The sequence below is a fragment of the Pseudomonas sp. SA195 genome, assembly GCF_054131565.1.
Genome location: NZ_CP096392.1, coordinates 249,927 through 271,562, shown reverse-complemented (window position 1 = coordinate 271,562; position 21,636 = coordinate 249,927). Strand labels below are relative to the sequence as shown.

Annotated in this window: 20 protein-coding genes; 9 read left to right on the top strand and 11 right to left on the bottom strand. The window is 64.3% G+C overall.

The genetic code is table 11. The features are described from left to right. Positions 1–298: 298 nt before the first annotated feature. Entirely contained in the window at positions 299–2,212 is a 1,914-nt protein-coding gene (locus M1D78_RS01295; RefSeq protein WP_437422362.1) for a sensor domain-containing diguanylate cyclase, read from the top strand. Here the strand turns inward: M1D78_RS01295 and M1D78_RS01290 are convergent. Continuing rightward, a complete protein-coding gene (locus M1D78_RS01290) occupies positions 2,189–3,598 on the bottom strand; it encodes a sensor histidine kinase (protein WP_437422363.1) in 1,410 nt (469 codons plus the stop codon). The genes M1D78_RS01295 and M1D78_RS01290 overlap by 24 nt on opposite strands. Further along, positions 3,591–4,262, bottom strand: coding sequence for a response regulator (locus M1D78_RS01285; protein WP_437422364.1), 672 nt, complete (start codon positions 4,260–4,262; stop codon positions 3,591–3,593). The genes M1D78_RS01290 and M1D78_RS01285 overlap by 8 nt, the downstream gene beginning before the upstream one ends. A 176-nt stretch (positions 4,263–4,438) precedes the next feature. On the opposite strand from M1D78_RS01285, the gene M1D78_RS01280 reads away from it, so the two are divergent. Genes M1D78_RS01280 through M1D78_RS01260 form a run of 5 tightly spaced genes read left to right on the top strand, consistent with a single transcriptional unit; the run spans position 4,439 to position 9,752 of the window. Beyond that, positions 4,439–5,701 (top strand): OprD family porin, encoded by a 1,263-nt coding sequence (locus M1D78_RS01280; protein ID WP_437422365.1) that lies wholly within the window; start codon positions 4,439–4,441, stop codon positions 5,699–5,701. Between the two features lie 33 nt (positions 5,702–5,734). Beyond that, positions 5,735–6,709 (top strand): tripartite tricarboxylate transporter substrate binding protein, encoded by a 975-nt coding sequence (locus M1D78_RS01275; RefSeq protein ID WP_437422366.1) that lies wholly within the window; start codon positions 5,735–5,737, stop codon positions 6,707–6,709. 53 nt (positions 6,710–6,762) lie between these two features. Further along, the gene (locus M1D78_RS01270; protein ID WP_437422367.1) at positions 6,763–7,206 is read left to right on the top strand and encodes a tripartite tricarboxylate transporter TctB family protein; all 444 of its coding nucleotides are present in this window, start codon (positions 6,763–6,765) and stop codon (positions 7,204–7,206) included. Position 7,207: 1 nt separating this feature from the next. Continuing rightward, positions 7,208–8,722: a tripartite tricarboxylate transporter permease gene (locus M1D78_RS01265; RefSeq protein ID WP_437422368.1), complete on the top strand. Its 1,515-nt coding sequence runs from the start codon at positions 7,208–7,210 to the stop codon at positions 8,720–8,722. 1 nt (position 8,723) lies between these two features. Then, on the top strand, positions 8,724–9,752 hold the full coding sequence (locus M1D78_RS01260) for an AbrB family transcriptional regulator (protein ID WP_437422369.1): 1,029 nt from the start codon (positions 8,724–8,726) through the stop codon (positions 9,750–9,752). A gap of 31 nt (positions 9,753–9,783) precedes the next feature. Here M1D78_RS01260 and M1D78_RS01255 read toward each other — a convergent pair whose 3' ends face one another. The 4 genes from M1D78_RS01255 to M1D78_RS01240 form a co-directional block, all read right to left on the bottom strand. Continuing rightward, complete coding sequence (locus M1D78_RS01255; RefSeq protein WP_437422370.1) at positions 9,784–11,013, bottom strand: nucleoside recognition domain-containing protein; 1,230 nt, start codon at positions 11,011–11,013, stop codon at positions 9,784–9,786. 407 nt (positions 11,014–11,420) lie between these two features. Further along, on the bottom strand, positions 11,421–11,591 hold the full coding sequence (locus M1D78_RS01250; RefSeq protein WP_003282841.1) for a DUF1328 domain-containing protein: 171 nt from the start codon (positions 11,589–11,591) through the stop codon (positions 11,421–11,423). Between the two features lie 69 nt (positions 11,592–11,660). Beyond that, positions 11,661–11,897, bottom strand: a complete 237-nt coding sequence (locus M1D78_RS01245; protein WP_437422371.1) for a hypothetical protein — start codon at positions 11,895–11,897, stop codon at positions 11,661–11,663. Positions 11,898–12,087: 190 nt separating this feature from the next. Then, complete coding sequence (locus M1D78_RS01240; RefSeq protein ID WP_437422372.1) at positions 12,088–12,525, bottom strand: ferritin-like domain-containing protein; 438 nt, start codon at positions 12,523–12,525, stop codon at positions 12,088–12,090. 298 nt (positions 12,526–12,823) lie between these two features. Here M1D78_RS01240 and algB point away from each other — a divergent pair, with 298 nt between their 5' ends. The 3 genes from algB to M1D78_RS01225 are packed head-to-tail and all read left to right on the top strand — an operon-like array spanning position 12,824 to position 16,399. Further along, the gene (algB, locus tag M1D78_RS01235) at positions 12,824–14,170 is read left to right on the top strand and encodes a sigma-54-dependent response regulator transcription factor AlgB (protein WP_437422373.1); all 1,347 of its coding nucleotides are present in this window, start codon (positions 12,824–12,826) and stop codon (positions 14,168–14,170) included. After that, positions 14,167–15,954: a KinB sensor domain-containing domain gene (locus M1D78_RS01230; RefSeq protein WP_437422374.1), complete on the top strand. Its 1,788-nt coding sequence runs from the start codon at positions 14,167–14,169 to the stop codon at positions 15,952–15,954. Before algB ends, M1D78_RS01230 begins: the two co-directional genes overlap by 4 nt. A gap of 34 nt (positions 15,955–15,988) precedes the next feature. Beyond that, on the top strand, positions 15,989–16,399 hold the full coding sequence (locus tag M1D78_RS01225) for a DUF1330 domain-containing protein (RefSeq protein ID WP_437422375.1): 411 nt from the start codon (positions 15,989–15,991) through the stop codon (positions 16,397–16,399). Here M1D78_RS01225 and M1D78_RS01220 read toward each other — a convergent pair. The 5 genes from M1D78_RS01220 to M1D78_RS01200 form a co-directional block, all read right to left on the bottom strand. Continuing rightward, positions 16,396–17,184 (bottom strand): N-acetylmuramoyl-L-alanine amidase, encoded by a 789-nt coding sequence (locus M1D78_RS01220; protein ID WP_437422376.1) that lies wholly within the window; start codon positions 17,182–17,184, stop codon positions 16,396–16,398. The genes M1D78_RS01225 and M1D78_RS01220 overlap by 4 nt on opposite strands. Before the next feature lie 138 nt (positions 17,185–17,322). Next, positions 17,323–19,143, bottom strand: coding sequence for a diguanylate cyclase (locus M1D78_RS01215; protein ID WP_437422377.1), 1,821 nt, complete (start codon positions 19,141–19,143; stop codon positions 17,323–17,325). 7 nt (positions 19,144–19,150) lie between these two features. Further along, positions 19,151–20,008 (bottom strand): endonuclease/exonuclease/phosphatase family protein, encoded by an 858-nt coding sequence (locus tag M1D78_RS01210; RefSeq protein ID WP_457933308.1) that lies wholly within the window; start codon positions 20,006–20,008, stop codon positions 19,151–19,153. A gap of 8 nt (positions 20,009–20,016) precedes the next feature. Beyond that, a complete protein-coding gene (locus M1D78_RS01205) occupies positions 20,017–20,646 on the bottom strand; it encodes a thiol:disulfide interchange protein DsbA/DsbL (RefSeq protein ID WP_437422378.1) in 630 nt (209 codons plus the stop codon). Between the two features lie 187 nt (positions 20,647–20,833). After that, entirely contained in the window at positions 20,834–21,466 is a 633-nt protein-coding gene (locus tag M1D78_RS01200) for a c-type cytochrome (protein WP_437422379.1), read from the bottom strand. Between the last annotated feature and the right edge of the window lie 170 nt (positions 21,467–21,636).

Genomic DNA, 21,636 nt, shown 5'->3' with positions numbered 1-21,636 from the left:
TCTCACAACCGCAGCGGTTGCGAATTACTCGCCAGAGCGGTTCACCTTGCCCGACAAGCCAAGGCCGAGTGCAGCCGCCGCCGGCCGGGCTCGAAGCACCTAGGCGGCGCCCCGCGACCGATCAGTCAAGAACGCAGTTGGCCGCTTGGGTTGCTTCCGATGGATGGCAGACCGCTGGGTCGATGCCAAGTAGCATCAAAACGACATCACCCGTATCGTCTCAACCTTTCGCCCACCGCTCCGATACCCTGCTGGACGCTCCAGTCCACCGAAACAGCCACGAGGTTTTCCGGCCGCAATGCGCACCTGCCTGCTTACGATTCGCTGCCTGATGGCGCTGCTCGCGACTGTCGTCTGCAGTTCAGCCCTGGCGTTGAGCCCGGAGGTTGTCAGCAAGGCTGACACGACACTGCGCGCCGGCGCGATCGAGTGGATCGAGGGGCACCCGGATGCAGACTTCACCACCGCGCAACAGGCCGGCTGGCCGTGGCAACCGCTCGCCAAACCCAACCTCGGCAAGCAGCGCGAAGGCGCCTGGCTGCGCTTCAGCCTGGAAAGCAGTGTGTTCACACCGGCCGGCAGCTGGTATCTGACGCTCAAATGGCCGGTGCTGGACGTCGTTCGGGTGCGGCTCTATTACCCGGCCAGCGATAGCTGGGGCCCGCCGATGTATGCCGGCGATCACTTGCCGATGGCCGGACGCCCACTGGAAAGCAACAACCTGGTGTTTCCCATCGAAATCGAGCCAGGCGAAAAGGCAGTGGTGTACATGCAGGTCCAGGCGCGAGAGCTGATCGCCCTTCCGCTGACGCTGTTCGATGAAGCAGGCTTCGCCGCCGACAAGATCACGGATGTGGCGATGATCAGCCTGTTCTTCGGCGGCATGCTGGTGATACTGCTCTACAACAGCAGCCTCTTCATCTTTACCCGAGACCGCGCGTACCTCTTCTACGTGGCCTACCTGCTCAGCGCGCTTTTTTACATCCTGGCGATGACCGGCTTCGGTCAGTTGTTCGTCTGGCCAGATACACCGGCCCTAGCCCGTCACTTCTATGGGCTCTCCGCTGCACTGACTCTGTTTACCCCGCTGCTCTTCGCCAGCCGCTTCCTCGCCACGCGCCGTTATGGCGGCTGGCCCTGGCTGGTGACCTGGGTCCTGATGATCTACTGGGCAGTGGTGATCGTGGCGATCATCGCGGCGCCGAACCTTACTCGGTATTTGGCGATCGAGCCGATGGTGCTGGTGCATTGCGTGCTGACGATGGCGGCGGTGATCAACCTGTGGCGACGTGGCAACGGTGCGGCACGCATGTTCACTATCGCCTGGGCGACCCTGCTGGTGGCGACGATCGTGCACCTGCTCGCGCTCGAGGGCGTGCTGCCGTTGAACGCACTGACGCTGCACGGCCAATTGATCGGCATGTTCACCGAATTCGTGCTCTTGTCGATGGCGCTGGCCGAGCGCATCAATCAAGAGCGCGAGAGCCGCATCAGCGCCCAGCACAGTGCGCTGCAGGCATCGCTGGCGCTGGCTCAGGAACGGGAGTCGCGGCTGAGCGCGCAGCAGGAAGCACTGTCGGCGCAGATCCGCAGCAACGAGGCACTGGAGGCGCGGGTCTATGAGCGCACCCGGGCGCTGGAGGACGCCAAGCGCGGGCTGGAGCAGGTCAACGCGCAGCTCACACGCGTCAGCGTTACCGATGCGCTGACCCAACTGTCTAACCGCGGGCATTTCGACCTGATGCTGGACGAAGAGATTCGCCGCGCGGTGCGCACCGGGATGTCGCTGTCCGTGCTGCTGCTCGACATTGACCACTTCAAGCGCGTCAACGATACCCACGGCCACCTGTTCGGCGACCGCTGCCTGCGCCAGGTAGCGGAGGTCCTGCGCCAGCACGGCCAGCGCGCCGGCGAGGTGGTGGCGCGCTACGGCGGCGAAGAATTCGCGATGATCCTGCCGGGCCTCGCCGCGCCCGAGGCGGCCCCGTTGGCCGAGCGCATCCGCGACGCGGTCGAGCGGCTGGCGCTGAGCCATGGCGAAACCCGCGTGACCTTGACGATCAGCATCGGCGTGGCGAGCTTGCCGCCCCGTGATACCAGCCCAGCACAGCTGCTCGATGCCGCCGACGCAGCGCTCTACCGCGCCAAGCACAGCGGGCGTAATCAGGTCATGGTCGCCGAGGCACCGTTAATCGACGCCGTCGCTCGTTGACGCTGGAAAGCGCACCTTGACCAGCAGGCCACCGAGCGCCGCCTCGCCGAGCTCGATGCGGGCGCGGTGGGCGCGGCTGATCTCACCGACGATCGCCAGGCCCAGGCCGGCGCCGCGCCCGCGCTTGACCTGATAAAAACGTGCAAAGACCCGCTCGCGCTCACTGGCCGGTATGCCGGGGCCGTCATCTTCAACCTCCAACACCCGTTGCGGCAGCACGCGAATAACCACATTGCCGCCTGCCGGCGTATGCGCCAGCGCGTTGTCGACCAGGTTGCTGAGCAGCTCGTTGAGCAGGGTCGGCTCGCCATGTACCCATACTGGCTGGTCGGCTTCCAGTGCGAGCGCCACGCCCCGCTGGTGCGCCAGCGCGGCCATCGCCAGCCCCAGCTCGCGCGCCAACTGCGACAGGTCGAGACGTTGGGTGCCGCCTTCGGCCATGGCCTGCACGCCGCTTTCGATGCGCGCCAGTGAGAGCAGCTGGTTGGCCAGGTGGACGACGCGATCGGTGTGCTCCTCGGCCTCCTCCAGGGTCAGTTTCCAACGCTGCGGCTCCGGGTCGCGCAAGCCCAGTTCCAGGCGCGCCTTGAGCGCCGCCAGCGGTGTACGCAGTTCGTGCGAGGCATCGGCGATGAATTGCGCCTGCCGTTCCAGCTGCCCACGCAAGCGTTCGGTGAAGTGATTGAGCGCCAGCACCAGCGGCCGGAACTCGCGCTGCACCGAGACCAGCGGCAGCGGGCGCAGGTCATCCGGCTCGCGCAGTTCGACCGCTTCGCTGAGCCGCCCAAGCGGGCGCAGCGCGCGACTGACCGCAAGCCAGACGAGCACAAGCGCGGCGATCGCCAGCACCCCGACCCGCCAGAGGGTATCGGTGAGCAGGCTGCGCGCCATGCGCTCGCGCGCGCCCAGGGTTTCGGCGACCCGAATTTCAGCGATGCCCGTGAGGGCCGGGTCGCTGAGCGGCTGCAGCAGGCTGACCAGGCGCACACCCTGGCCCTGGAACTCGCCGTCGTAGAAGCGCGCCAGTGCCGGGTAGTCATCGGTACGTAACACTTCGGGGCCTGGCGCGGGCAAGTGCTCGTAGCCGCTGACCAATTCGCCGGCGGTGTCCAGCACCTGGTAATAGATGCGCCCCGCGCTGTCGTAGGCAAACGTATCGAGCGCGATGTAGGGCACGTTGGCGCGCAGCTTGCCCTCGTTGGTGACAAGCCCGTCGGCAATGGCGCGGGCCGAGGCCAGCAGGGTGCGGTCGTAGGCGGTATCGGCGGCGGCGCGGCCGTTCCAATAGGCACTCCAGCCACTGAACAACAACAACAGCGCGAGCAACGCCGCCAGCCAGAGCAGCAACCCGGCGCGCAGGCTTCCGGCGCGCCGCCATTCAGGCATCCACGGCCTCCAGCAGGTAACCCAACCCGCGGAAGGTGACGATCCGCACCGCGCCGCCTTCAAGCTTCTTACGCAGCCGGTGAATATAGATCTCGATGGCGTCGGCGCTGGCTTCCTCGTCGAGCCCAAAGACCAGGGCGGCAAGCTGATCCTTGCTCATCACCCGCCCCGGCCGGGTAATCAGCGCTTCGAGCACGCCCTGCTCGCGCGAGGTGAGGCTCAGCGGTTGGCCGTCGAGGCTGAAGCGGCGGGCGTCCAGGTCATAGACCAGCGCACCGCAGCGCTGCTGGCGCTCGCCACCGGCGACGCTGCGGCGCAACAACGCCTTGACCCGCGCCTCCAGCTCCGACAGCTCGAACGGCTTGGCCAGGTAATCGTCAGCACCGAGGTTGAGCCCATGGACGCGGTCGCTGACCTCACCGCGCGCGGTGAGCATCAACACCGGCAGCGTCTTGCCACGCCCGCGCAGACGCGCCAGCACCTCGAAGCCATCGAGCCGGGGCAGGCCGACGTCGAGGATTGCCAGCGCGTAGTCCTCGCTCGCCAGAGCCAGATCGGCCGCGATGCCGTCGTCGAGCCGGTCCACAGTCCAGCCGGCCGCGCGCAGCGCCTGAGCCACGCTTTCGGCGAGCTGAGGGTGATCCTCGACGAGAAGTATCCGCATTGCCTGTCCTCTGCCCGATACGCAAGGTGCGCCAGTGTAGCGACTGGGCTTGCGACATGCTGCTTTCGCGCGTGAAAGGCTGGTGAAAGTTTCGCCGCCTAGGATCGCCGCAGGTGGCCAGATCCACCGGCACGGCTCAAGGCCGTCACAACAAAAACAATAGTGGAGATCCAAGGATGCTGACTGTCGTCAGACAAACACCCGTACACGCCCGTCTCGCCCTCGCTGTCGCGGCCGCCTCGCTGGCACCGCTTGCCCAGGCTGATTTCATCGAGGACAGCAGCGCCACGCTGCAAACCCAGAACATTTACCTCAACCGCGACTTCCGCGAAGGCACCGGCCAATCCAAACGCGAGGAATGGACCCAGGGCTTCATTCTCGACGTTCAGTCCGGTTTCACCGAAGGCACCGTGGGCTTCGGCCTGGACGCGCTCGGTATGCTCGGCGTCAAGCTCGACTCGGGCGGCGGCCGTGCCGGCACCGATCTGCTGCCCGTCAACGAGGACGGCAGCACGCCTGATGAGTTCAGCCGTCTGGGCCTGACCGCCAAGGCGAAGATTGGCGAGACCGAACTGCGCTACGGCACCCATCTGCCGGAAATGCCGATCGCCAACGCCAGCGATAGCCGCACCCTGCCGCAGCTGTTCGAAGGCACCACGCTGATGTCCACCGACATCGACGGCCTGACGCTGATTGGTGGGCGCTTCGACAAAGTGATCGACCGCGCCTCGACCGACTCGCAGGACCTGCAGCTGAACAACAAGAACAGCCGCTTCGCCCGTGCTGCCGAGGCCGATCATCTGACGTTCGCTGGTGTCGAGTACCGCTTCAGCGAGCGCTTCACTGGCACCTACTACGCCTCGGAGCTGGACGACATCTACCGCCAGCACTTTTTCAACCTGCTGGCAGTGCAGCCGCTCGGCGAGCAGTCCTCGCTAAGCGCAGACGTGCGCCTGATGATCAGCGACGACACTGGCGCGGCCAACGGTGGCGAGATCGACAACCAGGCCTGGAACGGCATGCTCGGCTACAGCCTGGGCGGCCACAAAGTTAGCCTCGGCTACCAGCAGATGCGCGGCGACACGGGCTATGCCTACATCGACGGCAGCAACCCGTACCTGGTCAACTTCGTCCAGATCAACGACTTCGCCAACGCCGATGAGCGCTCCTGGCAGGCACGTTACGACTACAACTTCGCCTCCATCGGCATCCCTGGGCTGACCTTCCTCACCCGCTACGTCTCGGGTGACAACGCCGAGTACAGCGGCGGCGACAACGGCAGCGAGTGGGAACGCGATATCGAACTGAAGTACGTGGTGCAAAGCGGCCCGCTGAAAAACGTGGCGGTGCGTTGGCGCAACGCGATGTACCGCTCTGACTTCGCCCGCGATGCCGATGAAAACCGCCTGATCGTCAGCTACAGCCTGCCGATCTGGTAAAGCCGTCCACAATAAGAAACCGAGGAGACACCCATGAAGAACGCATTTCGTCGTTTCGCCCTGCTCTCGTCCTGCTTGATGCTCTCGAGCCAGCTGATGGCCGAGCCCAAGCGCCCCGAATGCATCGCCCCGGCCAAGCCCGGCGGCGGCTTCGACCTGACCTGCAAGCTGGCCCAGAGCGGCCTAAAAGATGCCGGCCTGCTTGAAGCGCCGATGCGCGTCACCTACATGCCGGGCGGTGTCGGTGCGGTCGCCTACAACGCCGTGGTTGCCCAGCGCGCCGACGAGCCAGGCACCATCACCGCGTTCTCCAGCGGCTCGCTGCTGAACCTGGCACAAGGCAAGTTCGGCCGCTACGACGAATCCGCCGTCCGCTGGCTGGCCGGTATCGGCACTGACTATGGCGCCATTTCGGTACGCGCCGATTCGCCCTACCAGGACCTCGATGACCTGATCGCTGCCGTGAAGAAGGATCCGGGCAGCGTGGTCTTCGGCGCTGGCGCGACCATCGGCGGCCAGGACTGGATGCAGACCGCACTGATCGCCCGCGCCGCCGGTGTGGACGTCAAGAAGCTGCGCTACGTGGCGTTCGAAGGCGGCGGCGAGACGCTCACCGCCATGCTTGGCGGCCATGTGCAGGTCACCAGTAGCGGCCTAGGTGAAGTGGCGCCGCAGCTCGACGCCGGCAAGATCCGCATTCTCGCGGTGCTGTCGGACGAGCGCCTGCCGGGCAAGATGAGCGAGATCCCGACCGCCAAGGAGCAGGGCTTCGACATCAGCTGGCCGGTGATCCGCGGCTTCTATATGGGCCCGGAGGTCAGCGATGAAGACTTCAACTGGTGGAAGACCCAGTTCGACACCCTGCTGGCCGACGAGGATTTCGCCAAGCTGCGTGAACAGCGCGACCTCTTCCCGCTGTCGATGACCGGCGACGAGCTCAAGGCCTTCGTCGACAAGCAGGTCAAGGAGTACAAGGATCTCGCCGGCGAGTTCGGCCTGGTCAAGTAACACCCCGTCGGCGCCACGCCTGCGCGGCGCCGACTCCTGCCGAGGTAACTCCAATGTACGTTCGTGTCTTCGCCGCGGCCTGGCTGCTCGCCTGCGTCGGTCTCGCGCTGCTCGCCTGGGGCTTCGAGGCGCCATTCGCCTATGACCCGGTCGGCCCGCGCGCCTACCCGCTGCTCCTGCTGTTCTTGATGGGCATCGGTTCGCTCTGGCTGCTGTGCAAGCCCAAGGGCGAGCCGACGCCAGCTTTCGATTGGGCCATGGCCCGCCGCGCCGCCCTTTGCATCCTGGTGCTCCTGGCCTACGCGTTGCTGTTCGAGCCACTGGGCTTCGTGATTTCAACCGCGCTGGCCGGCTTCGCCCTAGGCCTGCTGTTCAACGGTCGCCTGTGGCCATGCGTGATCAGCGGTGCGCTGCTGGGCCTGTTGCTCTACGGCCTGTTCGATTACCTGCTGGACGTGCCGCTGCCGCTCGGCGTGCTGCGTTTGCTGGAGAGCTAAAATGGAAACACTGAATTTCTTGATGCAGGGCTTCGATGTCGCCACGCGACCGACCAACCTGCTCGTGGCGCTGTTCGGCGCCTTTGTCGGCACCATTGTCGGCCTGCTCCCAGGCCTGGGCCCGATCAACGGCGTGGCACTGCTCTTGCCGCTGGCCTTCGCCCTGGGCCTGCCGCCGGAGACCGCGCTGATCCTGCTCGCCGCGGTGTACCTGGGCTGCGAATACGGCGGCCGCATCTCGGCAATCCTGCTCAACGTGCCGGGCGACGCCGCCGCGGTGATGACCACCCTCGACGGCTACCCGCTGGCGCGCCAGGGCAAGGCGGGCATCGCCCTGTCGCTGTCGGCAGTCAGCTCCTTTATCGGCAGCATCATCGCCACCTGCGGGGTGGTGCTGTTCGCGCCACTGCTGGCCAAATGGGCGGTGGCCTTCGGCCCGGCCGAATATTTCGTGCTGATGATCTTCGCCATCGCCTGCCTCGGCGGCATGGTCGGGGACAAGCCGGTCAAGACGCTGATGTCGGCGCTGATCGGCCTGGGCCTGGCGACCGTCGGCGTGGATGCCACCACCGGCGTGTACCGCTTCACCTTCGGCAGCGTCAGCCTGTCGGACGGCATTCAATTCGTCATCGTGGTGATCGGCTTCTTCAGCGTCAGCGAAATCCTGCTGATGCTGGAAAAGACCCACAGCGGGCAACAGGCAGTCAAGGCCAGCGGGCGACTGCTGTTCAACTTCAAGGAGTTCTGCCTGACCTTCTTCACCATGGTCCGCAGCGCCGTAGCCGGTTTCGTCATCGGCACCTTGCCGGGCGCCGGCGCCACCATTGCCAGCGCCATGACCTACATGAGCGAAAAGCGCATGGCTGGCGAAAGCGGCAAGTTCGGTGACGGTGACCTGCGTGGCCTCGCCGCGCCGGAAGCCGCGAACAATGCGTCTGCGTGCGGCTCGTTGATTCCCATGCTGACCCTCGGCGTACCGGGCTCAGGCACCACCGCGGTGATGATCGGCGCGCTGACGTTGTACAACATCACCCCCGGTCCGCTGCTGTTCGAACAGCAGCCAGACGTGGTCTGGGGCCTGATCGCCTCGCTGTTCATCGGCAATGTGATCCTGCTGATCATGAACATCCCGCTGGTCGGCCTGTTCTCGCGCATGCTCGCCGTGCCGAACTGGGTCCTGGTACCGGCGATCACCGTGATCAGCATGGTCGGCGTCTATTCGGTGCACAGCACCACCTTCGACCTGGTGCTGATGGTCGGCCTCGGTGTCTTCGGCTATCTGCTGCGCAAGCTGGATTTCCCGCTCTCGGCGCTGATTCTTGGCTTCGTGCTCGGCGAGATGATGGAAGACAACCTGCGCCGTGCGCTGTCGATTTCCAACGGCGAGCTGGGCATCCTCTGGGGCAGCCCGATTACCCTGATCCTCTGGGCCATGGCTGTACTGATGCTGGCAATGCCGGGCATCCGCTGGTACATGGGGCGCCGCCGTCGCGCCACCCTGGCCGCACAGGGCTGAGATGCGCGCCCTGCGCTTGCCCGCCTGGTGGGCGACCCCGCTGGTGGGCGCCCTTGGCGGCTGGCTGGCCAGCCTTGCAGGCTGGCCGCTGCCCTGGATGGTCGGCTCGCTGCTGGCGGTGATCCTTGTTCGTTGCAGCGGCTGGTTGGTGCAGGAGGTGCCGCGAGGCCGCCAGGCCGGTCAGTGGATCATCTCCAGCGCCATCGGCCTGCACTTCACCAGCGAGGTGATGGAGCAGGTACTCAGCCACTTCGGTGTGATTTTGGCCGGCGCTATCGGCACCCTGCTGCTCGGTTTGATCGGCCTTCTGGTGCTGATGCGCGGCGGCGGCGTCGATCGAGCGACCGCCTTTTTCGCCAGCATGCCCGGTGGGGCAAGCGAAATGGTCAACCTGGCCTCGCGCCACGATGCCCAACCTGCTCGCGTCGCTGCCGCGCACAGCCTGCGCCTGCTGTTGGTCGTACTGGTAGTGCCGGCACTCTTTACCTGGAGCCTGCCGCCGGTCGACCCGCCGGCCCCGTACCCGGTAAGTTGGTTCTGGATCGCCGTGCTGCTGCCCGCGGGCGGCTTGCTCGCCTTGCTATGGAAGCGGCTGGGCCAACCCAATCCCTGGATGCTCGGCCCGCTAACAGCGTGCGCCATCGCCGCGGTGACGTTCGACCTGCACCTCGGCCTGCCGCCGGGCGCGGGGCAACTGGGGCAATGGCTGATCGGCTGCTCGCTGGGCTGCCATTTCGATCGGCCGTTCTTTCGCAACGCGCCGATCTTCCTGCTACGCGTCTTGCTCTTCACGCTTCTCGCCATGGCGGCCGCAGCTGGGCTGGCAGGGGCACTCGGCTGGGCGAGCACGCTGAACCAGACCTCGTTGATGCTGGGCATGATGCCCGGCGGTATCACCGAGCTGTGCCTGACGGCCGAGGCGCTGCAGCTGTCCGTGGCGCTGGTGACGGCCGTGCAGGTTTTGCGGTTGTTTCTGGTGATGTTTCTGGCAGAGCCGTTGTTCCGGGTCTGGCAGCGAGTAGCGGGCTAACGCCCACGCCAGGCTAAAGCCTCGACCGGCCTTAGCCAAAAAACCAATAGCACACCAGGATCGCCGCGGTGATCCCCGCGGCATCTGCCGCCAAAGCACACCCCACCGCATGCCGCGCGCGCTGAATCCCGACCGCACCGAAATACACCGCCAGCACGTAGAAGGTCGTCTCGGTGCTGCCCTGCACCGTCGCGGCGACTAACGCGGGAAAGCTGTCGACCCCTTGGCTTTGCATCGTTTCGATCAACATCGCCCGTGCTGCACTGCCGGAAAACGGTTTGACCAGTGCCGTCGGTAGCGCATCGACGAAGCGGGTGTCCCAGCCCAGCACCTCGACCAACCAACGGATGCCGTCTAGTCCGAAATCCAGCGCGCCGGATGCGCGCAGCACGCCGATCGCGCAGAGCATGGCAATGAGGTACGGCAACAGGCTCTTGGCAACGTCGAAGCCTTCCTGCGCCCCCTCGACGAAGCTCTCGTACACCGGCACCTTGCGCAGCGCGCCAATCACGACGAAGGCGATGATCAGGCCGAACAGCGTCAGGTTGCCCAGCAACGACGACAGGGCAGCCAGCGCCGTAGCGGAGAGCCCGGCCAGCAGCGCGATGAAACCGCCAAGCAACAGCGCACCGGGTACTAGATAGGCGAGCACAACCGGGTCCCAGAGGCGCAGCCGCTGGACGAGCGCGACGGCCAGAAGCCCGGCGAGCGACGATGCGGTGGTTGCCAGCAGGATCGGTAGGAAGACGAGCGTGGGATCCTCCGCGCCCTGCTGGACGCGGTACATGAAGATCGAGACAGGTAGGAGGGTCAAGGACGAGGTGTTGAGCACCAAAAAGAGAATTTGCGCATTGCTCGCCACGGTTGGGTAGGGGTTAAGCTCCTGCAGTGCTCGCATTGCACGCAGCCCGATAGGCGTGGCCGCGTTATCCAGGCCAAGGCCATTGGCGGCGAAATTCAGCGTGATCAAACCCAGCGCCGGGTGACCGGCCGGCACCTCGGGCATCAGCCGCCTGAACAGGGGGCCAAGCAGACGGGCCAGCCATTCGATCAGCCCGGCCTTTTCCGCGATTCGCAGGAAGCCGAGCCAGAGCGTCAGGGTGCCGAACAGCACGATCATGATTTCCACGGCCAGCTTGGCCATGGCGAACAGGCTCTCGACCAACGCCGCAAAGACGCCAGGGTCTCCACCGATCAGCCACCTAGCGAACGCCGCAATAGCCGCGACGACGAAAAAGCCAAGCCAGAGGCCATTGAGCATGTTGTTCTCCCGCGGATGACTGGTCGCGATGATAGCGGCGTCGACGGGTGACGGTCATGCCTTGACCAACGCCGGCTGGAGAACAGTGCGGTTCGCGCGGATAACGTAACGGATACGTTTAAGCACAACGGAGGGAGAGATAGATACGAACCGAAGGTGGTGAGTGCCACCTTCGGTTGCGCGTCGCTGAACCTGGCCCGTGCCGGAGGTACCCCCTGTACCCCTAGGTCGCTCCGATAGCAGAGCGTCCCGACCCCTTGGTTCACCCGCTACGCGGGGTTGGATGGCTCGCCAGCGAGCCGTCCGATCAGTGGAGGGCTGCGTGGGCAACCACTCTAGATTTTGGCGTCCTGTCCGGTGCCGCTTCCTTCGGTATTGCAGCCGCCCTTACGGGCGGCATGGTTGCGTCAGACCCGCGGGCCGCGACCACGGCCGAAGATCAGCGATGCCACGAACAGCACCAGGAACACGACGAACAGGATCTTCGCGATACCCGTTGCGGTGCCGGCGATACCACCGAAGCCCAGTACCGCAGCGATGATGGCGATGATCAGAAAGGTAATGGCCCAACTCAGCATGGTGTCTCTCCTCTTCGGTTCAGGAACATCTCAGCGGGATCGTCGCGTTGAGATTGGCGGATCTACTACTCAGAAAACCCAGCGTTGCTCCGACCGGACCTGCAGATAGTCGATAGAACGTGGTTCGGGTCCGGTCTGCACGACCCCTACCGGTTGAGCGTCATACATGCGGATTCGTTCCGCCGGCTGCTGTTGCGTCTGGCTGAGCGGTTGCGACATCGGCCGCTCGGCACCAACGAGAAGAGTTACGACCGCAGCGGTAAGACAAGCCTTTCCAACCAGTGAGAAGCGTGCGTTGCGATTCATCCTCAACTCCTTCTAAGCATGCGGGGCAATCTGAATTACCTAATGGATTGCACTCCGCATGCCAGCTTTATCTAGTTATTTTTAATTTGTATTTCAATAACTTATCTACACCAACCTGCTTGCCGCCAATTTAATTTGCACGATGCCCCGAAGCGGGCCCGTGCGAAATGCACGACGGCCTAATCCCCACCTAGGCGTCATCGCCGCGGTGATTGAGCGCATGGATGCGAGCGTGGCAGGCGCGTAGCTTCGGCAGCTCGATGGCAAGCAGCGCACGCACATCGGGCTCGGCGCTTTTCAGCGCGTCTTCGAAGGCGCCCAGGATGCGTTCCTCCGCCTGGTCCAGTTGGTCCACATACACCGCGTCGGGGTCGCCAAGGCGCGCCTTGGTGTCGGCGTAGACCTCCCGCAATTTGCCGGCTGTAGTTCCACCCTGCGCTGGCTGCTCCTGATTGGCGGCGACCTTCACCGACAGCGCTTGAATGACGTGCGTCTTGGCCTGGGCGAGATCACGGAACAGGTGTTGGAGTTCGACGTCCTTCACCGCCTCCATTGCGTGCTGATAGAAATGTTGGCCGTCGCGGGTGATTTCGATCAGCTCGTTCAGTTGCGTCATGGTGTGGGCCATTTGATTCCTCCAGCGCCCCGTTCGAGGCAAGTCAGACAGTCAGTTGTGCCCTCTCGCCGCAAGGCGCGTGCCAGACTTTTTCACATGGCAAAGTTAAAGAAAACAACGACTTAGGCAATCGTTTCGCTTGCTGAGTGATTGCAGGCTGCAGTAAAGCCCCAACCTGACCGTGCAACTTGCAAGACTTTCCGTAGACTAATGCAGGCGCTCGAGTGCGGCCGCCCGCTCAGCCGCTAACCGGGCGCCCGTCGTACCTTCCGATTCAGCTGCTAATCCGCTTTGCCAACCTGGAGCATCCATGGACCAAACGACCGACACCGGTGGCCGTATTCTTCTGGTAGATGACGAGGCCGCGATCCTGCGTACCTTCCGCTACTGCCTGGAGGATCGCGGCTATACGGTTGTCACTGCCGCTAGCGCATCGCAGGCCGAAGCCGTCCTGCAGCGCCAGGTCTTCGACCTATGCTTCCTCGACCTGCGCCTCGGCGAGGACAACGGCCTGGACGTTCTGCAACAGATGCGCGTGATAGCCCCCTGGATGCGCGTGGTGATCGTCACAGCCCATTCGGCGGTCGACACCGCGGTCGATGCCATGCAGGCGGGCGCGGCGGACTATCTGGTCAAGCCCTGTAGCCCCGAGCAGCTGCGGCTGTCGGCGGCCAAGCAGCTGGAAGTCCGGCAGATGGCGGCACGGCTCGAAGCGCTCGAAGGCGAGGTCCAAAAGCGCAACGACGCGCTCGGCTCGCACAGCCCGGCCATGATGAATGTGCTGGAAACCGCCCGGCAGGTGGCCGACACCGACGCCAATATCCTCATTCTCGGCGAGTCCGGCACCGGCAAGGGCGAGCTGGCCCGAGCCATCCACAACTGGAGCCGTCGCGCCAAGAAAGCCTTCATCACCATCAACTGCCCATCGCTATCGGCGGACCTGATGGAGAGCGAGCTGTTCGGTCACAACCGCGGGGCCTTCACCGGGGCGACCGAGAGCACGCTCGGCCGCGTCAATCAGGCCGACGGCGGTACGTTGTTTCTCGACGAGATCGGCGATTTTCCCTTGACGCTCCAGCCCAAACTCCTGCGTTTCATCCAGGACAAGGAATACGAGCGGGTCGGCGATCCGGTCACCCGCCGGGCCGATGTGCGCATTCTCGCCGCCACGAACCTGAACCTCGAGGAAATGGTCCGTGAAGGCAAGTTCCGCGAGGATCTGCTCTACCGCTTGAACGTCATCACGCTCAACTTGCCACCGATGCGCGAGCGCCCAGAAGACGTGCTGACCTTGGCCGAACGTTTCCTGGCCTCGTTCGTAAAGAGCTATGGCCGGCCGGCGCGCGGCTTCAGCGACGCCGCCATCGCGGCCCTCAAGGCCTACCGCTGGCCCGGCAACGTGCGCGAACTGCGCAACGTCGTCGAGCGCGCCAGCATCATCTGCCCGCAGGAAATGATCGAGGTGAGCCACCTCGGCCTGGCAGACCAGGCCGTCAGCAACGCGCCACGCATCGGTGAAGCCATGAGTCTGGAGCAACTGGAACGCGCCCACATCGCCGGCGTGCTGAGTACCAGTGAAACACTCGAACAGGCCGCCCGGACGCTCGGCATCGACGCGTCGACCCTCTACCGGAAGCGCAAGCAATACGGCCTATGAAGATTCAGATGAAGCTCCGGACCCGACTCTTCCTCGGGTTCTCGGCGCTGATGACCGTTGCATTGCTGGGCCTGGTCCTGGCGCTCGTCAGCGTGGTGCAGATGGCCAAGAGCCAAGAGAAGCTGATCCGCGACAACTTCGGTGTGATCGAGGCCAACCAGCAACTGCGTCAGGCGCTGGGCAATCATCTGCTGATCCTGGTGCGCACGGATCGCGACAATGCCGCCCTCGACGAACCGCGCCAGGCCTTCGAAACAGCCCTGGCCAGAGGCTTGGCCGAAGCGGCAGACGAAGCCAGCCGCGATGATTACCGCGCCATCGAACAAGCCTATGCCGCGTTTCTCGCCATGCTCGAGGCACCGGCCGCGCAGGCGCTTACGCTGCTGGAGGACAACGGCCTGCGCCGCGCCTTCAATCGGGTGCGTTCGTTGATGGTCGATATGCAGCAAGATGCCTACGATCAGATCCGAGACACCGAGATCCGCAGCCGCGAGCGGGCCCAGCTACTTGCGGGCCTGCTCGGCTTGACGGGCATCGCCGTCCTGCTGATCGGCTTTGTAACGGCGCACAGCTTCGCACGGCGCTTTGGCGACCCCATCGAGCAACTGTCGAGCGTGGCGGACCAGATTGGCCGCGGCGATTTCAATATCACGCTGCCTAGCTCGCCCATTGCCGAACTGTCTTCGTTGAGCCGGCGCTTCGGCTTGATGTCGCAGGCCCTGCACACCTTCAAGCAGACCAACATTGATGCCTTGGTCAACGGCCAGCAACGCCTCCAGGCCCTGCTGGACAGCATCGACGATGGCCTGCTGATCATCGATCGGCAGGGCCGCCTGGAGCACGCCAACCCGGTCGCACAGCGGCAGCTCGCTTGGGAAACCGAACACATCGGCTCGACGCTCGGCGAAGCGCTGGGCCATCCGGAACTGGACGAGGCCGCACGCCTGGTGCTGGACGACAAGCCGCTCTCCGGTCCGCCGGACGACCTGGTAATCGAAGCCGACGGCGAGCGACGCCTGCTTTCCTGGCGCCTGAGCCCGGTGAACCACCATGACGGCCGTATCAGCGGCGCGGTGATGGTCTTGCACGACGTCACCGACCAGCGCACCTTCGAGCGCGTACGCAATGAATTCGTGCTGCGCGCCTCGCACGAACTGCGCACGCCGGTAACCGGTATGCAGATGGCCTTCAGCCTCTTGCGCGAGCGCACCCATTACCCGGCGAGCAGCCGCGAGGCCGACCTCTTCAGCACCGTGCACGAAGAGATGCAACGCCTGGTCACGCTGATCAACGACCTGCTGAACTTCTCCCGCTACCAGAGCGGGCAACAAAAGCTCGAACGCGTGCCATGCGACCCGGCGGCGCTGCTTAGCGAAGCCCGCGAGCGCTTCGTCGCGGCGGCCGCCGAGAACGATATCGAGATTGAGCTGGAACTGCAGGCCTTGCTGCCGAACCTGCTGCTTGATCGCCAACAGATGGAGCGCGTGCTGGACAACCTACTCAGCAACGCGCTGCGGCACACGCCCAAGGGCGGCGAAATCCGGCTGCTGGCGCGGCACCATGGCGAACGTGTGATCCTCAGCGTGGAAGATAACGGCGAAGGCATCCCCTACAGCCAGCAGGCGCGAATCTTCGAGCCCTTCGTGCAGATCGGTCGGCGGCGCGGCGGGGCTGGACTGGGGCTTGCCTTATGCAAGGAGATCGCCCAGCTGCATGGTGGTCGCATCGGCGTGCATTCACGCATCGGCCACGGCACCATCTTCTACATCGCCCTGCCCATCTGAGCCAGGCGGGCGACGGCCAACGAAAGGAGCCGCCATGCCCGCCCATCTCAACCCTACCGCGGAACAAATGCAGCAGTTCGCCGAGCGCATGCCCGCCGACATACCCATTCTCATGCTCAATCTGCTGCGCTTCCACCAGGAGGCGCACTACCCTGACAGCTCGCCCCATGCAGCGTGCAGCGGTGCCGAGGCGTATGCGCGCTACAGTCGCACCGCACTGACGAAGGTCCGTGAAGCGGGTGGCGAGGTGCAGGTGATGGCGCGGGCCCATGTCGCCCTGATTGCTCCGGCCGATGAGCATTGGGACCGGATGCTGCTGGTCCGCTATCCCTCGCGAGCGGCCTTCCTGGCGATGCTGGCCGATCCTGAATACCGCGCCGCTACCGACCATCGAACCGCAGCCCTGGCCGATTCCAGGTTGATCGGCTGCACCGAGCGGTCTTAGGGCGCAGCGAGTGCCGCGTTGAGCACGTGCAGCAGCGCTGCAGTCTCAGCATCCGGCTCGCCATCGAACCGCGACGGTCGATACTTCATTTGAAACGCTGCGATCACGTTGCGCGTCTCCAAATCCAGATGCTCATGGGTCGGCACCTTGTAGCCCTGGATCGCCAGCTGGCGCTGGAACCAGCCGACATCCGGCAGCTGCTGCGCGAAGATCGATTGCTGCCGCGCAACAGCGGCTGCGTTTGGCCAAGGCACCAGCCCTTCCTCTGCGAGCCGTTTCCAAGGAAACAAGGGCCCCGGATCCACCTTGCGCTGCGGGGCGATGTCGCTGTGCCCGACGATTGCGCCAGGCTTGAGCCAGTGGCGCTGCATGATGTCCTTGAGCAGGACGACGAGCGCGTCGATTTGCGCCTCCGAATAGGGATACCAGAGCCGCCGCCCCTGCGCGTCCTCAATGTAGCCACGGTTGACCAACTCGATGCCAATGGAACTCGAATTGAGCCAGGTGCGCCCATTCCACTGGCTATCGCCAGCATGCCAGGCGCGTCGGTCCTCATCGACCAGCCGGTAGATAGTGGCTGGCGATTCTCCAATCAGGTAGTGGCTGCTGACCCCGTCACCCTTGAGAATCTCCAGCGAGCGCTGCAGGTCGCTCGAGGTGTAGTGCAGGACAATGAATTGCGCCCGGCTGTCCTGGCCCAATGAAGTATGGCGGGTATCGATGCGTGGGCCGCTGGCGCAGCCAGCCAGCAATACGGCCAGCGCACCTAGAATCAGGGCTTTCATGGTCACCTCGGGTCGACAACTGAATGACTCAGGCAGCCGGCATGCCGCTGGCCGTGCCGATGCAACGCGCCGCTTCGCGCGGCGCGTGACGAGACGGGCCAGTATACGCAGGGTAAGCAGCCGGTCCAGACCGGTTGGTCAGCCCGCCTCGATACGGTTGCGCCCGCCGCCTTTGGCACGGTAAAGCGCCTTGTCGGCCCGCTCGAAGACCGCATCGGCACTGTCGCGCTCGCGGAAATCGGCGATACCGCCCGACAGCGTGACCTCCAGACGCGCACCTTTGAAATGGAACGGGCAGGCCTGAATGCCGGTGCGCAAGTTGTCGAGCAACTGCAGCCCAGCTTCCAGCGGCGTTTCAGGCAGCAACAGGGCGAACTCCTCGCCGCCGAAACGGGCGATGAAATCGGTCTTGCGCAACCGCTTGCGCAGCTCATTGGCGATGATTTTCAACACCCTGTCACCGGCCAGATGACCGAAGCTGTCATTGATGCGCTTGAAGTGGTCGACATCGAGCACCGCGAGCAGCAGATTTCCGCCATAGCGCTGCTGCCGCGCCAACTCCAGCTCGAGGCGCTCATCCCAGGCCGCCCGGTTGGCAAGCTGGGTGAGCGGATCCTGCAAGGCCTTCTGACGCTGCTCTTCGAGGTGCTGCTGCATGCCGACTGCTGCTTCCTCCAGGCTCGCGACACGGCCCACCAACGTGCCGAGCCGTTCGGCCAGGCGCTGCTCATGCTCGCCGCGTTGCTGCTCGTAGAGGTCGACCGTCTCCAGCAGCCCGTCGAGGCGTGCCTGCACGGCCTGTTTCAGTGAAGGCAAATCCTTGGCTTCGAGCATGCTGCTCTGCAAGCCACCAACCTGCTGGCGCAGCTCCTCATCGAGCGCTTGGGCGGCTTCCTGGCTTTGCGCATGACCTTCACGGGCCGAACTCAGGCTCTGCTGCATGCTCGCCAGTCGCTCGTTAAGCAGCTTGAGGTAGTTCTCGAATTCGCGCTGCCCCTGATCCGCCACCGCCAGCATCAGTTGCGCCAGATCATCGAGCACCGGCACCAGCTCGTACCAATTCAGACCGCGCTGGATACGTTCACGCAGCGCCTGCGCCTGCGGCTGCTGGTGCTCCGGCAGTTGCAAGCCATCGAGCAGGCTGAACAGGGTGGTCTCGACCCGCTCGGCTACCGCGCTGTAGGCCAGCTCAGGGGTTTCAGGCAGCGTATAGATCACATCATCGCCGTGGCTGGCGTCTTCCAGAGGGCTGTCAACCGGCGTGACGGGCGTTAGGTCGACCGGTTCGTTAACGGCCGGGCAGGATCCCTCAGATGCGACCGTTTCAGGCTCGGGCCCGGAGAGTGTCGCCTGGGGCGGCGCGGGCTCGGACGGCGCCCCCAGCGGCTGTGGCGACGAGGCCTGGCCTGCGGGTTCGCCCGATGAGGCTTCCGGTTGATTGCGCGTGCCAAAGAGCCGGCCGAACAGGCCCACCGACGCCGGCGCGGCCTGATCCTGTGCAGCCAAGGCCTGTTGTTGCAATTGGCCCAGCTCGTCCAGCAGCGGCGGCAGTTCGCGCGATTGCGCCGCGCGGTCGTCGAGCTGACGATCGAACTTCTTCAGCGGTTTGCGTATCTCGCCAGGCAGAGGCAGCTCGAGCAATTGCTCGACCAGGCGATGGAGCGCGCCGGTCAATTGTCCAAGACGGTCCTGCTTGGTCCGTTCGGTATCCAACACGGCCCGTTCCAGACGCGGCACCAGCGCGGCCAGCCGGTCGTCCAACACCTCATCGCGCAGTATCTCGCGCAACTCGCGCATGCACTGCTCGACCGCTGGGTCGGCACCCTCGACAGCGAAGCTGCTGCGCACCAGGCTCCGTCGCAGCAGATCCAGGCGGGTTTCCCAACGCTTTTCCTGGCGCTCCTGCTGCTCCAGCGAGCTGAGGTACTTTTCCTTCCAACGTTTGGCGTCGTCGTTCACTTCATGCCTACCTTGGGACCGGCAACGCATCGCCGTGCATTGAATCGGGCAGCCGAATCTCCACGGCGACGGGCAGATGGTCGGAGCTCGCCTGGGCCAGCACGTCGACGCGCTCGAGTGTCAAACTTGGGCTGAGCAGAATATGGTCCAAACACCGGCGCGGACGCCAGCTGGGAAAGGTCGCCTCAATCTGTGGCGCCTGCAAACCGAGGTCGCGCAAGGGCGAATGTTCCAGCAGGTCGCTGGCATGAGTGTTCATGTCGCCCATGAGTACTTGATGACGGTAAGGCCCGACCAGCTCGCGAATATAGGCAAGTTGTCGCGTCCTGGTGCTGCCGCCGAGCGCGAGGTGCATGACGACCACCACGAGGGCATCCTCACCTTCACCGAAACGCAGAAGGATCGCACCGCGCCCGGAGGGGCCAGGCAGCGGGTGATCCTCCAGCCCCTGAGGCTCCAGCCGGCTGAGCACGCCGTTGCTGTGCTGGGCGAAGCGGCCGAGGTTGCGATTGAGCTGCTGGTACCAGTAGGGAAAAGCGCCGAGTTGGGCCAGGTGCTCGACCTGGTTGACGAATCCGGAGCGCATGCTGCCGCCGTCAGCCTCCTGCAGGGCGACCAGATCGTAATTGGACAGCAGCTCGCCGATACGCTGCAGGTTGAGCGCCCTGCCCTGATGAGGCAGGAAGTGCTGCCAGCTTCGGGTCAGGTAATGGTGATAACGCTCGGTACTGATGCCGACCTGGATATTGAAGCTCAGCAGGCGCAGCCGGCCATCGCACGGCAGGCCGATGGAGTCCAGACAGTGCGAGTTGACCCTGGTCTGACCGGGGCCTGCCAGGCGCGGCGAACTCCAGCGGCGCAACATGGCGTTGCTTACTGCGCGGTGCGTTCTTTTTCGATCAGGAAGTCGGCGACTTCCAACGCGCGCTGCGGGCCACCCGCCGAGCCGATATCGAAGCGGTACTTGCCGTTGACGATCATTACCGGCACCCCCGTGATCTGATAGGCCATGGCAAGCTTCTTGGCCTGCTCAGCGCGGCTCTTCACACCGAAGGAGTTGTAGGCTTTCAGGAAGGCCTCGCCGTCGACGCCCTGGCCGGCCAGGAATTCGGCCATTTTCTCAGGTGTATCGAGCTTGTTGCCCTCGCGGTGATAGGCATTGAACACCGCATCATGAACCTTCTGCTCGACACCCATCGACTCGAGCGCCAGGAACATCTGGCCATGCAGGTTCCACACGCCGCCGAACATCGCCGGAATACGCTTGAAGTCGACGTCCTCGGGCAGTTGCTCGACCCACGGATTGATCACCGGCTCGAATTGATAACAGTGTGGGCAGCCGTACCAGAACAGCTCGACCACTTCGACCTTGCCGGGCTCGGCGACGGGCACCGGCGTCTTCAATTCGACGTATTCCTTCCCCGCCTGGAATTCCGCCGCGCTGGCCGGCAGACCGAACAGGCTAGCAGTGACGAGAACGGCGCTGAGAACGAGTTTACGCATGGTGACTCCCTTGGCTATGAACGGCTGACCGAATGCGCAACAGGCTGCAGTAATTCGCTGCGGCTCGCCAGCGCTTTCATCGGCTTTTCAAACTCTTGACACAGGATTATAGCGAGGCCCAAAACAACGAAAGGGCGCCAAGGCTCACGCCTCGAACGCCCTTTCGGTACGCCGACCGGCTAGCGGATCAGTGTAGGCCCTGGATGTAGCTGGCCAGGGCTTCGATGTCCTTGTTGGTCAGCTTCGACGCGACGGTTCGCATGATGGCGGCATCGCCGTCGTTGGTGCGGTTACCTTCGCGGAAATCGGTCAGCTGCTTGGCGGTGTAGGCCGCATGCTGGCCACCGAGGTGCGGGAACTTGGCGAGCTCGATACCAGCCCCATTGGGCGAGTGGCAGCCAGTGCAAGCGGGCATGCCTTCTTCGACCTTACCGCCGCGGAAGAGCTTCTCGCCCTGCGCGACCAGCGCCGGATCGGCCATGCCGACGGTCATCTTCTGGCTTGCGAAGTAAGCGGCGATGTCTTGAAGGTCCTGATCGCTGTAGGGATCGAGGATGCCTGTCATTTCCAAGACCTTGCGACCAACACCCGGCTCGGCGGTTGGCGAGCTGCCGGCCTTGATGTCCTGCAGTTGCTTGAACAGGTAGCTTTGGCCCTGACCCGCGAGCTTCGGGAAGTTCGGGGCGGCGCTGTTGCCGTCGGCACCGTGGCAGGCACCACAGACCGCGACCTTTTCCTTGCCTGCTTCGGCATCTCCAGCCGCGTGGGCCATACCGGTGATGCCAAGGGTCAACAGCAGACTCACGAGTACTTTGTTCATCAGCTCATCCAACTACGGCTAAAGGGTTAAAAGGATCTTATTCGGCAGGCCAGCCAGCTGGCTGCGGCCATGCTCGTTAGGTTCGCACGGGTTCGATACTGACCGAAACGATCCCTCCACCGGCCGGATGCGGCGCCGAGGTGATCGCTGCAGGGGTTCGTGTCAAGACC

Coding starts and splice junctions, on each gene's coding strand:
- M1D78_RS01210 (WP_457933308.1), bottom strand. CDS start 20,008: ATGTTGCGCCGCTGGAGTTCGCCGCGCCTGGCAGGCCCCGGTCAGACC.
- M1D78_RS01265 (WP_437422368.1), top strand. CDS start 7,208: ATGGAAACACTGAATTTCTTGATGCAGGGCTTCGATGTCGCCACGCGA.
- M1D78_RS01225 (WP_437422375.1), top strand. CDS start 15,989: ATGCCCGCCCATCTCAACCCTACCGCGGAACAAATGCAGCAGTTCGCC.
- M1D78_RS01250 (WP_003282841.1), bottom strand. CDS start 11,591: ATGCTGAGTTGGGCCATTACCTTTCTGATCATCGCCATCATCGCTGCG.
- M1D78_RS01230 (WP_437422374.1), top strand. CDS start 14,167: ATGAAGATTCAGATGAAGCTCCGGACCCGACTCTTCCTCGGGTTCTCG.
- M1D78_RS01285 (WP_437422364.1), bottom strand. CDS start 4,262: ATGCGGATACTTCTCGTCGAGGATCACCCTCAGCTCGCCGAAAGCGTG.
- M1D78_RS01270 (WP_437422367.1), top strand. CDS start 6,763: ATGTACGTTCGTGTCTTCGCCGCGGCCTGGCTGCTCGCCTGCGTCGGT.
- M1D78_RS01200 (WP_437422379.1), bottom strand. CDS start 21,466: ATGAACAAAGTACTCGTGAGTCTGCTGTTGACCCTTGGCATCACCGGT.
- M1D78_RS01290 (WP_437422363.1), bottom strand. CDS start 3,598: ATGCCTGAATGGCGGCGCGCCGGAAGCCTGCGCGCCGGGTTGCTGCTC.
- M1D78_RS01260 (WP_437422369.1), top strand. CDS start 8,724: ATGCGCGCCCTGCGCTTGCCCGCCTGGTGGGCGACCCCGCTGGTGGGC.
- M1D78_RS01280 (WP_437422365.1), top strand. CDS start 4,439: ATGCTGACTGTCGTCAGACAAACACCCGTACACGCCCGTCTCGCCCTC.
- M1D78_RS01295 (WP_437422362.1), top strand. CDS start 299: ATGCGCACCTGCCTGCTTACGATTCGCTGCCTGATGGCGCTGCTCGCG.
- M1D78_RS01240 (WP_437422372.1), bottom strand. CDS start 12,525: ATGGCCCACACCATGACGCAACTGAACGAGCTGATCGAAATCACCCGC.
- M1D78_RS01220 (WP_437422376.1), bottom strand. CDS start 17,184: ATGAAAGCCCTGATTCTAGGTGCGCTGGCCGTATTGCTGGCTGGCTGC.
- M1D78_RS01255 (WP_437422370.1), bottom strand. CDS start 11,013: ATGCTCAATGGCCTCTGGCTTGGCTTTTTCGTCGTCGCGGCTATTGCG.
- M1D78_RS01245 (WP_437422371.1), bottom strand. CDS start 11,897: ATGAATCGCAACGCACGCTTCTCACTGGTTGGAAAGGCTTGTCTTACC.
- M1D78_RS01205 (WP_437422378.1), bottom strand. CDS start 20,646: ATGCGTAAACTCGTTCTCAGCGCCGTTCTCGTCACTGCTAGCCTGTTC.
- M1D78_RS01275 (WP_437422366.1), top strand. CDS start 5,735: ATGAAGAACGCATTTCGTCGTTTCGCCCTGCTCTCGTCCTGCTTGATG.
- algB (WP_437422373.1), top strand. CDS start 12,824: ATGGACCAAACGACCGACACCGGTGGCCGTATTCTTCTGGTAGATGAC.